The organism is Pseudomonas sp. Van50, from assembly GCF_055390755.1.
Genome location: NZ_AP024343.1, coordinates 15,985 through 29,434, shown reverse-complemented (window position 1 = coordinate 29,434; position 13,450 = coordinate 15,985). Strand labels below are relative to the sequence as shown.

The following is a 13,450-nucleotide window of genomic DNA, read 5'->3' as shown; positions in this document are numbered from 1 at the left end:
TAACTCCTCTTTGCGATCCCGGAGGCCAGGACTCTTGAGTTCGATACCGCAGGTTCCGTACCCGGGCATTTTCGAGTGGCTTAATGAGTGACCCATGCCGTTTGGCCGTGTTCCTTTTTTATGGCCTTTGATCGCGTTATTGCCAAATGACTGGTCTGATCGCAAATAAATGCTAAGAACCTCTATACGGACAGGCTAAAATGCGCGCCCGGCTAACCGCTGATCCTTTTCCAACGCGCCCCACAAGGTTCGCTACGTGATCGAGTTTCAAGACGTCCATAAAACCTACCGGGTCGCCGGTAGGGATATCCCCGCCCTGCATCCGACCAGTCTGACGATTGAGAACGGCCAGGTCTTCGGCCTGATTGGCCATTCCGGTGCGGGAAAAAGTACCCTGCTGCGCCTGATCAATCGCCTGGAAGACTCCACTGGTGGCAAGATCATCGTCGACGGCGAAGAAGTCACCGCCCTGGACGCCAGCGGCCTGCGCCGCTTCCGCCAGCAAGTCGGGATGATCTTCCAGCACTTCAACCTGCTGGCGTCCAAGACCGTGGCCGACAACGTGGCGCTGCCACTGACGCTGGCGGGTGAATTGTCCCGCAGCGAAATCGACCAGCGCGTCGCCGAGTTGCTCGCCCGCGTCGGCTTGTCCGACCACGCCAAGAAGTACCCGGCGCAATTGTCCGGCGGCCAGAAGCAGCGCGTCGGCATCGCCCGCGCCCTGGCGACCAAACCCAAGATCCTGCTGTGCGACGAAGCCACCAGCGCCCTCGACCCGCAGACCACCGCCTCGGTCCTGCAACTGCTGGCGGAAATCAACCGCGAGCTGAAACTGACCATCGTACTGATCACCCATGAAATGGACGTGATCCGCCGTGTTTGCGATCAAGTGGCGGTGATGGACGCCGGTGTGATCGTCGAGCAAGGCCCGGTGGCCGAGGTGTTCCTGCACCCCAAGCACCCGACCACCAAGCGTTTCGTCCAGGAGGACGAGCAGATCGACGAAAGCGAACAGCGCGACGATTTTGCCCACGTGCCCGGACGCATCGTGCGTCTGACGTTCCAGGGCGACGCGACCTACGCGCCATTGCTCGGCACCGTCGCCCGGGAAACCGGTGTGGACTACAGCATCCTGGCCGGTCGTATCGACCGCATCAAAGACACCCCCTACGGGCAACTGACCCTCGCCATCACCGGCGGTGACATGGAGGCGGCGTTCGCCCGCTTCACCGCGGCCGATGTCCACATGGAGGTGCTGCGCTAATGGAACTGTTGAGTTCGTTCTTCTCCAACATCGACTGGCTGGAAATCTGGCTGGCCACCGGCGACACCTTCCTGATGCTGTTCGGTTCGCTGCTGTTCACCGTGCTGCTCGGCCTGCCCCTGGGCGTGTTGCTGTTCCTCTGCAGCCCGCGCCAGTTGCTTGAGGCCCGCGGTGTGTATGCGCTGCTGTCGCTGATCGTGAACATCCTGCGTTCGCTGCCGTTCATCATCCTGTTGATCGTGATGATCCCGTTCACGGTATTGATCACCGGCACCTCCCTGGGCGTGGCCGGCGCGATCCCACCGCTGGTGGTCGGCGCGACACCGTTCTTCGCCCGCCTGGTGGAAACGGCCCTGCGCGAAGTCGACCGCGGCATTATCGAAGCGACCCAGGCCATGGGCGCCACCACGCGGCAGATCATCGTCAACGCCTTGCTGCCAGAAGCCCGCCCAGGCATTTTTGCCGCGATTACGGTGACAGCGATTACGCTGGTGTCCTACACGGCCATGGCCGGTGTGGTCGGCGCCGGTGGTTTGGGCGACCTGGCGATCCGCTTCGGCTACCAGCGTTTCCAGACCGACGTCATGGTGGTCACGGTGGTGTTGCTGCTGGTGCTGGTCCAGGTGCTGCAAACCGTGGGCGACAAACTGGTTGTGCATTTCTCTAGAAAATAAGGCCTCGCGGCCAATAAACCATGAGCCGGCCATTCGCTGGCAGGCGCCGAGAGCAGGCGCCTCAAAAGGAGTTAGCTGAATGAAAAAACTACTGGTTGCCTTCGCTGCCGCCGCAGCGTTTTCCGCCCACGCCGCCGACACCCTGACCGTCGCCGCAACGCCGGTGCCGCACGCGGAAATCCTCGAATTCGTCAAACCGGCCCTGGCCAAAGAAGGCGTCGACCTGAAGGTCAAGGTCTTCACCGACTACATCCAGCCGAACGTACAGGTCGCGGAAAAGCGCCTGGACGCCAACTTCTTCCAGCACCAGCCGTACCTGGATGAGTTCAACAAGGCCAAGGGCACAAACCTGGTGAGCGTGGCCGGTGTGCACCTGGAACCCCTGGGCGCGTACTCCAGCAAGTACAAGAAGCTCGACGAACTGCCAGGCGGCGCCAACGTGGTGATCCCGAACGACGCTACCAACGGCGGCCGTGCGTTGTTGCTGCTGGCGAAGGCTGGGGTGATCAAGCTGAAGGATTCGAACAACATCCTGTCGACCACCAAGGACATCGTTGAGAACCCGAAGGACCTGAAGTTCCGTGAGCTGGAAGCGGCGACCATTCCGCGAGTGCTGACCCAGGTGGATCTGGCGTTGATCAATACCAACTATGCGTTGGAGGCGAAGCTTGATCCTTCCAAGGATGCCCTGGTGATTGAAGGGAGTGATTCGCCTTATGTGAACATCCTAGTGGCTCGTGAGGATGACAAGGACAGTGAGGCGATGAAGAAGCTGGTTGCGGCGCTGCACACGCCGGAAGTGAAGGCTTTTATTCTTGAGAAGTACAAAGGCGCGGTTTTGCCGGCGTTTTGATCTGATCGGGTGGTGAAAAAACGGGGCTGCGTGGGAATGCAGGCCCGTTTTTTTGCTCGAGATGCTAATTACACCGTAGCGAACACGCTTGAATACTTTCAACCTAGGTCGATTATCAAAAGAAACCCGTCTGGTGTAAAAATATTTGCGAATCAGCTAGCACTATAAGCTCAGGTTAAGACACTCATTAGCCCTACACCCGATTCGGTGTACAAACTGTGTCAATGACATCAGGGGCTTAAAACGCTACTATCCCCAACATCATCCCAAAGAAGAACTGGTAATGGAAAACCTTAAAGTCGAGTATCTTGCAATAGTTAACTCCAAGGAAGGATTTTGTAATTCGATTTCTGCATTCAATAATTTAATTCAATCGTATAGCAGTATAGAAATAAAAGCTAAAGGGCTGGTATTTGATAGGGTAAGGTTTGACTACGACGTTCAGCAGGGAGAGATACAAAATAATAGCCATATTTTTTTCCATGTGCGCTTAGGTTGCCAAGACAAAAGCGAAATAACAATTTTCTTATCGTTATTGAAATCTATAAGAACAATTTTAGCAAAAGTCGCGGAAAGACCTGTTGAGGTACTATGGGATGACGTAAGCAGTAGCCTTTCCACAGCCGCCTACCCTGTGATACATGAAATTGAAAACATGATGCGAAAGCTCATAACAAAATTCATGCTTACGAAAATTGGCCTAGGCTGGACAAAGGAGGCTGTTCCGAAAGAGGTTTCAGAGTCTATAAAAACCAAGAAAAATACCGCAGGAAATAATTATCTTTTCGAGACCGATTTCATTCAACTCTCGGACTTTTTGTTTAAACCATATTCAACCGCTAGCTCCTCTAAGCTGATGGAAAAAGTTAGGTCAGCGCTCTCAGCCAGTGACATTAACATTGAAGAACTTAAAGAGCTTGTCCCCACTTCAAACTGGGAGAGGTATTTCCAGCCTATTGTCAGCTGTAAAAGTGAATATTTACAAACACGATGGGCAAAGCTGTACGAATTAAGGTGCCTTGTGGCGCATAACAACTTTATCGGCCATGACGACTTCGATAACATATTAAAAATTTCCGGAGAAGTTAAGGAGAAACTTGGCGAAGCATTGAGCAAGCTTGATAGTATCTATATGTCACCTGAACAGAAGGAAGAAGTTGCTGAAAACATAGCGACCACTGTAAACAGCACACATGCAGAGCTTATTTCTATTTGGATTTCTATCCAACAACTACTTATCGAGACTGCTATGAATGCGCTAAGTCATGAGCAAGCTCGAAAGCTTATAAAAAACAAAACATCTACTCGCCTTATTATTGATAAACTTGTAGATGAGGAAGTCCTGCCTTCCAAACTGGCAGAGGAACTAGTAAAGCTGCAGTTATCCCGTGATATTATCGTGCACAACGTTGACGCCGAGTTAAATTCTTCCGTATTGATTACAGCGGACTGGGTAAAGCACGAGTTGATAGATATTCTTGAAAGCTTTGACGAAACTGCAACACTTCCAATTCCCGTCTCGGGGTCCGATGCTATAGACTTGGCAGGCTAACGCAATAGGGACAGTTTATGCTACGTCTTTTTCAAAACTGTAAACTTCCGCAATGATTAGCGCCTGCGAACTCAATTCAAATTTAGGTATAACACTAATGAGGGCTCTTTAGACACAACGCTTGGAATAGTTGCATAGAAATTTAATTTCGAAGACAACGGACTTTTTCTGCCCATTATGAAAAAATCCGCCTATTAGCTTACCCCTCGATCTCTACCGAGACTAAAAAAACGTGACGGGTTTATTTCCACCCTAAAGCGAATGCATTATTGAGTTATGCGGGCTGTCGGCACCAAATAACGAACCCGCCACGAGGTGTCGGGTTCGCTTTTATCGACAGATGTTTATCTGCTATTGCGGATCAACGTTATCCAACACCCGGTTCGCCAGCAATGAACTCAATTCAATCAACTGCTGGATGCCGAGGAGGATGTGACGGCGAGGGCCTTCCAGGTCGAAAGCCAGGTTGCTGACCATCGCGTCGGCTGCCGCCAGGGTTTCGCTGAGGTTTGCGAGAAGGGATTCGTTGTCAGCGTTTTTTGCGACGGTGAAGAGCTGACCCGGTTGGGACGCATCTTCGGACCTTTCCGGTTTTGGTAGCAGGTAGTAATCCAAGGCGCGATTGGTGGCTTCGTCGTGCTTTTTGGCCTTGGATTTGGTGTGCGGGGAAGTACGGTCCGCCTCTGGCGGATTCGGTGTAGGTTTGAACATGTACTAAGTCCTATAGGTGAAGCCGCAACCCTCTAGCTACTAAACAAGGGGAGGCAGCTGTACGCAGGTTAGTAGACCGGGGACTTAGCAAGCCGGCGCGCCCGAAGGCGCCCTGCGCACAACCGCCATCAAATACAGGCATGGAGACGCCTGTCTGACGGAGCTAATGCACCTACTAAATACCTCGGGCTACTAAACCCGACCACTGATGGGCAGTGGCAGGGAAACGATAGAACCCGGGGACAAGGCGCACAAGCGGGCGGATTCTGGCGTAGTTGTAGGCAAAGGCGCAAGGTTGGGTAGCCTGGTGGAAGGGTTGGGGTTGGAGGATAAACAGGTGGCGTTTATTACCTGTAGTTCGGGGATAGAGGGGTGCTTGCGAATGGGCGGAGTGGCTGGCGGGGTTGGTCTGTAGGAATGTGTTTGGCTGGTTTGGGGCTGCTGCGCAGCCCAGCGGGAGCAAGCTCCCTCGCCACGGGGATTGGGGGTAGAGGAAGTGGGGGCAGTCGCATCGGCGGGAGCGATGCAGCCTTTTTCAGCAATCACTTGCTCCCGAACCCCGTCAGGATTCGCCCATTGTCCGGGCCGAATGAACCATAGGATCTACTTCATTGTTCAACAACCCTCATGATAAATTCCCCGCCGCGACCTCTAATCAATAGAGGGCATTCAGGGAGAGAAGTAAGTGATCAAGTCTTTGTTGGTTGGGGCATTGCTGGCAATGGCATCAGCATCGGCATCTGCGATGAGTTGCGATAACCCTAGAAACGCCTATGACAGAACCTATTGCGCGTCGCTGAAAATGGTTCAGTCGGATCAGGAAATCAACGAGCAGTACAAGAAGACGATGAGTGCCCTGAACCCGGATCAAAAGAAAAAAGTGAAAGCCGCTCAGATCCAGTGGATCAAAAATCGTGACAGCGCCTGCTCCAACGATGGCCTGCTCTACTTGGACTGTGCCAATGAGAAGACCGAGGCGCGTATCGTCATACTCAAAGCTGTCGAGCGCGAGTGCCGTGCTGCCGGTTGTGACGACGCCAAGCTGTCGCAAGTCGAGTAACCCGTAAACATTGAGCACGTCGGGCTTGCCCTAACGCCAGTCAGTTAAGCCCCGTGGGAGCAAAGCTTGCTCGCGATTGGGGTGAGCCAGTCGACAACGCTTTTGACTGGTCTGCCGCCATCGCGAGCAAGCTTTGCTCCCACTGGTTTGTGTCGTTTTGATCCTTAACTGACTGGCATTAGCCCTTCCCCCTTTTTCATGCCTGGCGCTGGCTAGTCACTCTCAGTGCTACGCAGCGCCACGCTCGAGCATGGCACGCCATGCCTGGACGCTGGAGCGCTCCTGCATCCTGGCGTGCCATGCTCGAAGCGCCACGCACTCTTCAGGCACGGGGAGTTGCACCAGCGAGGCGAAGATCATGCCGCCCAGTACCGCAATGTCGGCCATCGAAAACTTGTCGCCCGCCACAAAGGGCCGGTCTTTGAGAAGGTTGTCGAAATAGCGCATGCCCCTGATCGCCTTATCGCCCATCCGGGCGCCCCACTCGGCATTCTGGTACAGCTCGACATCGGGGCCGAGGCCCGGCGTGGCATGGTGGAAGTACGCGCTGACGGCGTCGAGAAACTCGATCTCGGCACGTTTGGTCATCATATGGATGATGCCTTTTTCAACAGGCGTTTCGCCCGTCAACGTCGGATGACCGTCCAGGCTATCCAGGTACTGGGTGATCGCCGTGCACTCGGCGATCCGCGTCCCATCGTTCAGCTCCAGCACGGGCAGTGTCCCGGAGTAATTGATGGCCAGGAACTCGGGTTTCTTGTGCTCGCCGGCCCAGAGATTCACCGGTACGAATTCGATGTTCGGCAGCAATCCTTTTTCCGCCAGCGCAATACGGACGCGGGCGGGGTAGGGGCCGTTGAACCAATCGTAGATTTTCATCGTAGGAACAGTGGGAACATCAACGCGCTGTGGTGAAGAAGTCATGATTCGAGTACCTGCCTGTCAATTGGTAGGTAAAGATTGACCCGCCGATTTAGCGCTGTCAATCCCCTACCTGACAATTGGCAGGCAAACGAATCTGCGCGTAGAATCGCGGTGACCTGAGTGAGTCGAATCTCGAAACGAGGCTGCAACGTGAACGAAAATGCTCGAGAAGCTATCTTGGCGGCAGCGAAAGCCGCTGCCCAACTGCACGGTTACAGCGGAATCAATTTCCGTAGCATTGCCGACCAGGTAGGCATCAAGAACGCCAGCATTTACTACCACTTTCCGAGCAAGGCGGGCCTGGCTGCGGCAGTTGCTGAACGCTACTGGCAGGACGCGCTGCGCATGCTTGAAGCGATACGCGCCGCCCATACCGATCCGAAGGCGTGTGTACGGCTGTACCCCTCCATTTTTCGAAAGTCGCTTGAGGACGGCAACAGGCTTTGTCTGTCCAGCTTCATGGCAGCCGAATACGAAGACCTTCCCGATGAAGTGTCGCGAGAGATCAGGGCTTTTGCGGACGTCAACGTGGCGTGGCTCGCCCAGGTACTGGCAGATGCTGGAACAGGTAGCGCAGAAGAATGTGAACGCCGAGCCCGCGCCATTTACACCGCTGTTGCGGGTGCCCAGTTAATCGCGCGGACGCGGGCGGATGTCGGCCTGTTCGATGATCTGATTTTGAGCTACCGGGAAGCAGGGTTGATTCCAGCCTGATCCTGTAAAGCGGATGATGCCGTTTGGCTTTAGGAATGGTTGGGGCTGCTTCGCAGCCCAGCGGGAGCAAGCTCCCTCGCCACGGGGTTTTGTTCAATCGGGGCCGTGGGTGTAATTCAGTTGTTTGCATTGGTGGCCGGGTGCCACAATCGCCATTTTAGTTGCATCACGATCAGGTGGATCAAATGGATGGCCCAAGATCTCGGAACGGCCAAGCTTTTTTCATAGCCGAGCAGGTGCGAACTGACCGATTGCAGCAACTGTTTCGCCAATCCGTTTCTGCGGTTTTCGGCAGTTACCTGGCTGCCATCATGTTGAGTTGGCTGTGTTGGGATCGGTTTGAGCACAGCGCTATTCTTTGGTGGCTGGGCATCCTGACCGCATCGACGCTGTTGCGTATCGCGATGTTCGTCGCCTATTTTCGCAGCCCCGAAAGTGAGCGTACGCCTCAACGCTGGGAGCGCCGATACTGGATCACGCTGGTGTTATCCGCCAGCATCTGGGGCGGTGGTGCGTTTGTGGTCATGCCGGCGGACGATCTGTTGTCCCAGGCGTTGGTCATGCTCTTTACCGTCGGGATGACCGTCAGCGCGGTGTCCTGCTATTCGGCCTACCGCGATATGACGCTGGTCTCCATTGGCCTGGTGCTGTTTCCATGCACCGTCTGGCTGCTGTTTCAACCGTCCCCGATCCAAGTCGGCATGGCCCTTTCGATCCTGGTGTTCGCGGCATTTGCGGCCCGCGCCACGCACAAAATGTCCCAGGCACTGGAAATCGCCTTTCGTCTTACCCGTGAAATGGAACAGGCGAACAGCATTTCAACCCGCGCCGCACAAACCGATGAACTGACCGGCCTGAAGAGTCGGCGGGCTTTTTTCGAGCATGCCCAGCAGCTCTATGACGAATGCAAGACCAACCGGTTAGGGTTGTGCGCCGTCATGTTGGACATGGATCACTTCAAACACATCAACGACACCTATGGCCATCAGGTCGGGGATCAGGTTTTGCGCGAGATGGGGCTGGTCATCAGTTCGTCGTTTCGGGCGACGGACATTCATGGCCGGCTGGGTGGGGAAGAGTTCGCCATTCTGCTTCCGGACACGTCCATCGAGGTTGCTACCCAGATTGCGGAACAGCTCATCGATACGATTGCGGGGTTGATGATCGAGCCTGTTCACTGCATAACCGCCAGCCTTGGCGTCGCGTCTACGGAGGCCTGTAATAAGGATCTTCACAGCTTGATGAATGATGCGGATAAGGCCCTGTATCGAGCGAAAGCGTTGGGGCGTAATCGGGTCGCTGTTGCTTAGTCGGGTTGGCTTTGCATCATTAGCCAGAATTTGATCACCCCCACGCTACATCACATTTCCAGAAGCGGAACGCTGAGCGTCCCCTCCCCGGCGGCGTTCCCACGCGGGAGCGTGGGAACGATCAAGAAACCCTGAACGCCCTCTCTTCAAAGGCCTGCAATTACGCAGGCACTGCCCCCTGGCACCTCCTTCTCCTTGGCTCACCTCGCGGCGGGTGATACTGCGCGGCCCCGAAAATTAATTCCTTTTTAGATCAACTGGTTAATTCAAAAGTGATAATTTTTTGAAAATTTATCTTGCACGCAAAGTATTTGAGCGTTAACTTTATCTCAACTGGTTAGCGCACAAACATTTAGCGCAGACCAAACCCGAACTCGATCAGCCCATTCAGCAAGAGGAAACACCATGAACGTTCTCTATACCGCAGTCGCAACCTCCACCGGTGGCCGTGATGGCCGTGCGGTTTCCAGCGACAAGATTCTCGACGTGAAACTGGCCACGCCAAAAGCCTTGGGTGGTGCCGGTGGTGAAGCCACCAACCCTGAGCAACTGTTCGCAGCCGGCTACTCGGCCTGCTTCATCGGCGCACTGAAGTTTGTCGCCAGCCAGAGCAAACGCAGCATTCCTGCCGACGCCTCGATCACGGCACACGTTGGCATCGGCCAGATCCCTGGCGGTTTCGGTCTGGACATCGACCTGCACATCAACCTGCCAGGTCTGGATCAAGCCGATGCCCAAGCGCTGGTCGACGCGGCTCACCAGGTTTGCCCGTACTCCAACGCGACACGCGGCAACGTCGACGTCCGTTTGCACGTCACCGTCTAACTCACTCACATACGAATAAAAGGATCAGGACATGAACACTTTCCACAAGACTCTCGTTGGCTCGCTTCTGGCACTGTCCCTCGGCAATGCGTTCGCGACTTCTTTTGATCAACCCTCGTTCGCTGAAGGTGGTTCGGATCGACTGATCGAAAAACGTGTCGCTGAAGGCGGTTCCGATCGGCTCATCGAAAACCGCGTCGCTGAAGGCGGCTCCGATCGCTTGATCGAAAAACGCATGGCTGAAGGCGGCTCGGATCGCCTGATCGAAAAACGCGTCGCTGAAGGCGGCTCGGATCGCCTGATCGAAAAACGCGTCGCTGAAGGCGGCTCGGATCGCCTGATCGAAAAACGCGTCGCTGAAGGCGGTTCGGATCGCCTGATGGAAAACAGAGTGGGCTGAACCATCCCTTCACCACTCCAACGCCGGTCGAATCAACCCATGTTGCTTCCAAAACAAAAAACGCCGCTTATCTCTCATGAGGAAGCGGCGTTTTTTTTCAACGTGTCGTAGGCCTCTAAACGATGCTATCCACCACACCACCATCGACACGCAGCGCCGCCCCGTGGTGGCCGAGGCCTGCTCCGAGCTGGCGTAGATGATCATGTTGGCAACTTCCTCGACGCGTGCCGCACGCTGGATGATCGAGGTGCTGCGGTGCTCGTTGACGAAATCCGCCGCGACCTTTTCCAGGCTTTCCCCACTGCGCTCGACGTCTGCCTGGAGCATCTGGGCAACGCCTTCGGAAAGTGTCGGCCCAGGCAGCACCGAGTTCACCGTCACACCCGTGCCGGCAAGGCGCTTGGCCAAGCCGCGAGCGATGGACAGTTGGGCGGTCTTGGTGAAGCCGTAGTGGATCATGTCGGCGGGAATGTTCACGCCCGATTCCGACGAGATAAACACAATCCGCCCCCAACCGCGCTCGACCATGCCTTGCGCGTAGGCCCTGGAAACACGCACGCCCGACATCACGTTGGTTTCGAAGAAGCGTTGCCATTCGCTGTCCGGTGTTTCGAAGAAATCCTCCTGTTTGAAAATGCCCAGGTTGTTGATGACGATATCGAAGCTGGGGTGCTTGGCGACCAATGCCTGGCAGCCTGATTCATTGCTCAGGTCGCCAACGAAACCGACGGCACTTGAAGCAAGGGCGCCCAGGCGCTGCAATGCGTCGTCCACGCTGCTCTGGCTGCGACCGTTGATGACTACATGAGCACCGGCTTCAAGAAAGCCTTTGGCGGTCGCGAAACCGATACCGCTGGTGGACCCGGTGACCAGGACCTGACGTCCGGTGAAATCGATGTTCATGAGGGGGACTCCTTGATTAATGAACCAGAGGAAGTGCGATATTTCTGACTGGACGGTAGTCCGACGGATTTAGAGATGGCTTTTCCATCCCAACGTCGCCGATATCGCAGGCCCTTAATCATGGACACGATTGAGGCTTTGCGCCTCCTCGTGCTCAAACAACCATCAGGAAGCCGACCGCACGGCCAGCTCATAGCCGGTCATGGGGAAGGGCCGCTGCGCAGCCCGGCGGGAGCAAGCTCCCTCGCCACACGGTTCGGTAGAGCCGGCTTTCAGGCCTGTGCGCTGAATCGCTGCGCGGCACGCCGTTCAAGCATCGCGGCTTCCGTCTCTTGGGTCGCCAGTTCGCCTTTGTGCGCCAGTTGGTTGAAAAACAGCCCGTCCGAAAATTCCTGGGGCGGCACCGAGCCGGCGCGCTTGAGCATCGGCGCCAGATCGATGGTGCTGGCGAAGTTTTCCTTGGTCAGACTGTAGCGGCCCAGGTAGCTGCCAGACCAAGGCGAGTCGGCATCCACCATGTCGATGGAGGCGTCGCGGAAGGCGCTGGCTGCGGCTTTCAAATCAGTGGATTCATTGAGCAGATCGGTGAGGCGCTGGGTCTCCGAGGTGCTGAGCTGCCCGGCGGTGTTGAGCACTTTCAGCTTGCCATCGGCCTCGACGGTGAAGCCGTATTTCTTGCTGGCCAAATCCGGGTGGGTTGCCGACAGCGTTGACTGGAATGCCTCGAAGGAGGTTTTCAACGTGTTTTTTGCGCTCTCGGTGATCGCGGCATAGCGAGGAAAATCTGGCGATTGGGATCGACCGACCCAGGTGGTAATGGCCACCAGTGGTTGCTCCACGGTCTGGGTTTCTTCACTGGGGTGGTAGATGGCTGCTGGGCCAGCGCTTGCCAGTTCCTTTACAGAGCCTGTTGGAGGATGAGTGACCAACTTCTGGTCGGAGCGGGTGAGGTGGGTGTTGGCGGGTGCAATAGAGGCAGCGCTAAGGGAGAGTTCCATTTCATCGGTCCATGATTGGCGGATACATCGGGTTATCGACAGCCGGGGACCGAGCTTTAGGAGGGGAGATGGCGTGGGGTGAAGTCAGTTAGTTATGTGGCGGCTGTTAGGGCGCTATCGCGAGCAAGCTCGCTCCCACAGGGATTTATGATGGACGCAATGCCTGTAAACAGCCCGGAAAAACTGTGGGAGCGAGCTTGCTCGCGATAGCGGTGGGTCTGCTTGCATCGATGTTGAGTGTGCCGCCGTCATCGCGAGCAAGCTCGGCTCCCACATAGGGACTCCCACATAGGGACTTGGGTGTTCACAGATCCTGCATTCACCACAAATCCCCGGCGCATATGAAGCAACAGATCTTCAGTACCACCGCGCCTCACCCGGCGGGCGCTTCTTGAAACGTTTCATGCTCCACATGTACTGGCTCGGGTAGGCCCGCACGTAGCGCTCCACCACTTGGCTCATGGCCGCGCAGGAGGTTTCGGTGTCGGTGCTGTACATCGCGTCAGGGGCAGCTTCGAGGATGACTTTGTAGCCGGAGCCGTCGGGCAGGCGCAGGGCGTGGAGGAAGACGCCGACCGCTTTGCCGCCAGCGAGCATGTTCGGCACGAACTTGCTGGTCAGGGCCTGGGTGGCGAAAAAGGGTACGAAGATGCCGGCGGATTCGGCCGGTTCCGGGTCGGCGGGGATGCCCACCTGGCCGCCCTTGCGCACTTCCTTGATGACACTGAGGATGCCTTCCTTGGTGGACGCCGCGACCTTGTTGCCCAACTGGACGCGTTGCTTCTGCAGCAATTCATCCACCGCCTTGAGCTTGGGCGGGCGGTAGAAAATGATCGGTTTGCACTGGCTGCAATAGAAGTGGTTGAGCACTTCCCAATTGCCCAGGTGGCTGGTGATACCCACCACGCCTTTGCCGGAGGCCAGGGCTTCTTTCAGCACCTCCAGGCCTTCGACTTCGCGCACCAGGTCGATGGAGCGCTGGGCCGGCCAGATCCAGGCGCAGGCGCTTTCGGTCAGGGATTTGCCAATGTCCTTGAGGCTCTGGCCCACCAGGCGTTCGCGCTCGGCCGGGTCCATCTCGGGAAAGCACTTGGCGAGGTTGATCCGCACCACATCGCGGGAACGGTTGGGAAATTTCCACATGAGCCAGCCAATCGCCGAGCCCACTGCCTGCACCGCTCGCCAGGGCAGCAGCGCAAACAACCGCAGAGCGCCGACCAGCAAGGCGCCTTTCAACTTATCCACAGGTCACTCCTGAATGT

At 56.1% G+C, this 13,450-nt stretch carries 13 protein-coding genes and 1 pseudogene; 9 read left to right on the top strand and 5 right to left on the bottom strand.

Annotation, left to right across the window (positions count from 1 at the left end):
* The first annotated feature begins 256 nt into the window (after positions 1–256).
* The 4 genes from ACZ5M5_RS00130 to ACZ5M5_RS00115 all read left to right on the top strand — a co-directional run bounded on the left by ACZ5M5_RS00130 (position 257) and on the right by ACZ5M5_RS00115 (position 4,343).
* Positions 257–1,264, top strand: coding sequence for a methionine ABC transporter ATP-binding protein (locus ACZ5M5_RS00130; RefSeq protein ID WP_060739889.1), 1,008 nt, complete (start codon positions 257–259; stop codon positions 1,262–1,264).
* Positions 1,264–1,938 (top strand): methionine ABC transporter permease, encoded by a 675-nt coding sequence (locus tag ACZ5M5_RS00125; protein ID WP_003196204.1) that lies wholly within the window; start codon positions 1,264–1,266, stop codon positions 1,936–1,938. The genes ACZ5M5_RS00130 and ACZ5M5_RS00125 overlap by 1 nt, the downstream gene beginning before the upstream one ends.
* Positions 1,939–2,017: 79 nt before the next feature.
* Positions 2,018–2,791: a MetQ/NlpA family ABC transporter substrate-binding protein gene (locus tag ACZ5M5_RS00120; RefSeq protein ID WP_464738408.1), complete on the top strand. Its 774-nt coding sequence runs from the start codon at positions 2,018–2,020 to the stop codon at positions 2,789–2,791.
* Positions 2,792–3,074: 283 nt separating this feature from the next.
* Complete coding sequence (locus tag ACZ5M5_RS00115) at positions 3,075–4,343, top strand: hypothetical protein (protein ID WP_464738407.1); 1,269 nt, start codon at positions 3,075–3,077, stop codon at positions 4,341–4,343.
* Between the two features lie 351 nt (positions 4,344–4,694).
* Here ACZ5M5_RS00115 and ACZ5M5_RS00110 read toward each other — a convergent pair whose 3' ends face one another.
* Positions 4,695–5,054: a DUF6124 family protein gene (locus ACZ5M5_RS00110; protein WP_464738406.1), complete on the bottom strand. Its 360-nt coding sequence runs from the start codon at positions 5,052–5,054 to the stop codon at positions 4,695–4,697.
* A gap of 685 nt (positions 5,055–5,739) precedes the next feature.
* Here ACZ5M5_RS00110 and ACZ5M5_RS00105 point away from each other — a divergent pair.
* Entirely contained in the window at positions 5,740–6,114 is a 375-nt protein-coding gene (locus ACZ5M5_RS00105) for a lysozyme inhibitor LprI family protein (protein WP_092148941.1), read from the top strand.
* A gap of 228 nt (positions 6,115–6,342) precedes the next feature.
* On the opposite strand, the gene ACZ5M5_RS00100 is transcribed toward ACZ5M5_RS00105, so the two are convergent.
* Complete coding sequence (locus ACZ5M5_RS00100; RefSeq protein ID WP_464738405.1) at positions 6,343–7,038, bottom strand: glutathione S-transferase; 696 nt, start codon at positions 7,036–7,038, stop codon at positions 6,343–6,345.
* Positions 7,039–7,188: 150 nt separating this feature from the next.
* Here ACZ5M5_RS00100 and ACZ5M5_RS00095 point away from each other — a divergent pair, with 150 nt between their 5' ends.
* The 4 genes from ACZ5M5_RS00095 to ACZ5M5_RS00080 all read left to right on the top strand — a co-directional run bounded on the left by ACZ5M5_RS00095 (position 7,189) and on the right by ACZ5M5_RS00080 (position 10,287).
* Positions 7,189–7,752 (top strand): TetR/AcrR family transcriptional regulator, encoded by a 564-nt coding sequence (locus tag ACZ5M5_RS00095; RefSeq protein ID WP_060739893.1) that lies wholly within the window; start codon positions 7,189–7,191, stop codon positions 7,750–7,752.
* Positions 7,753–7,937: 185 nt separating this feature from the next.
* A complete protein-coding gene (locus ACZ5M5_RS00090) occupies positions 7,938–9,062 on the top strand; it encodes a GGDEF domain-containing protein (RefSeq protein ID WP_103310557.1) in 1,125 nt (374 codons plus the stop codon).
* A 405-nt stretch (positions 9,063–9,467) separates the two neighbouring features.
* A complete protein-coding gene (locus ACZ5M5_RS00085; RefSeq protein ID WP_003196182.1) occupies positions 9,468–9,887 on the top strand; it encodes an organic hydroperoxide resistance protein in 420 nt (139 codons plus the stop codon).
* A 31-nt stretch (positions 9,888–9,918) separates the two neighbouring features.
* Positions 9,919–10,287, top strand: a complete 369-nt coding sequence (locus ACZ5M5_RS00080; protein WP_207268153.1) for a hypothetical protein — start codon at positions 9,919–9,921, stop codon at positions 10,285–10,287.
* A gap of 115 nt (positions 10,288–10,402) precedes the next feature.
* On the opposite strand, the pseudogene ACZ5M5_RS00075 reads toward ACZ5M5_RS00080, so the two are convergent.
* The 3 genes and pseudogenes from ACZ5M5_RS00075 to ACZ5M5_RS00065 form a co-directional block, all read right to left on the bottom strand.
* A pseudogene (locus tag ACZ5M5_RS00075) lies at positions 10,403–11,190 on the bottom strand (SDR family NAD(P)-dependent oxidoreductase).
* A gap of 272 nt (positions 11,191–11,462) precedes the next feature.
* Entirely contained in the window at positions 11,463–12,188 is a 726-nt protein-coding gene (locus ACZ5M5_RS00070) for a hypothetical protein (protein ID WP_060739897.1), read from the bottom strand.
* A 357-nt stretch (positions 12,189–12,545) separates the two neighbouring features.
* Positions 12,546–13,433: a lysophospholipid acyltransferase gene (locus ACZ5M5_RS00065; protein WP_060739898.1), complete on the bottom strand. Its 888-nt coding sequence runs from the start codon at positions 13,431–13,433 to the stop codon at positions 12,546–12,548.
* Between the last annotated feature and the right edge of the window lie 17 nt (positions 13,434–13,450).

What these genes read in the sequence shown, in the direction of transcription:
- ACZ5M5_RS00125 (WP_003196204.1), top strand. Translation starts at nt 1,264, where the DNA reads ATGGAACTGTTGAGTTCGTTCTTCTCCAACATCGACTGGCTGGAAATC.
- ACZ5M5_RS00120 (WP_464738408.1), top strand. Translation starts at nt 2,018, where the DNA reads ATGAAAAAACTACTGGTTGCCTTCGCTGCCGCCGCAGCGTTTTCCGCC.
- ACZ5M5_RS00115 (WP_464738407.1), top strand. Translation starts at nt 3,075, where the DNA reads ATGGAAAACCTTAAAGTCGAGTATCTTGCAATAGTTAACTCCAAGGAA.
- ACZ5M5_RS00110 (WP_464738406.1), bottom strand. Translation starts at nt 5,054, where the DNA reads ATGTTCAAACCTACACCGAATCCGCCAGAGGCGGACCGTACTTCCCCG.
- ACZ5M5_RS00100 (WP_464738405.1), bottom strand. Translation starts at nt 7,038, where the DNA reads ATGACTTCTTCACCACAGCGCGTTGATGTTCCCACTGTTCCTACGATG.
- ACZ5M5_RS00090 (WP_103310557.1), top strand. Translation starts at nt 7,938, where the DNA reads ATGGATGGCCCAAGATCTCGGAACGGCCAAGCTTTTTTCATAGCCGAG.
- ACZ5M5_RS00085 (WP_003196182.1), top strand. Translation starts at nt 9,468, where the DNA reads ATGAACGTTCTCTATACCGCAGTCGCAACCTCCACCGGTGGCCGTGAT.
- ACZ5M5_RS00080 (WP_207268153.1), top strand. Translation starts at nt 9,919, where the DNA reads ATGAACACTTTCCACAAGACTCTCGTTGGCTCGCTTCTGGCACTGTCC.
- ACZ5M5_RS00070 (WP_060739897.1), bottom strand. Translation starts at nt 12,188, where the DNA reads ATGGAACTCTCCCTTAGCGCTGCCTCTATTGCACCCGCCAACACCCAC.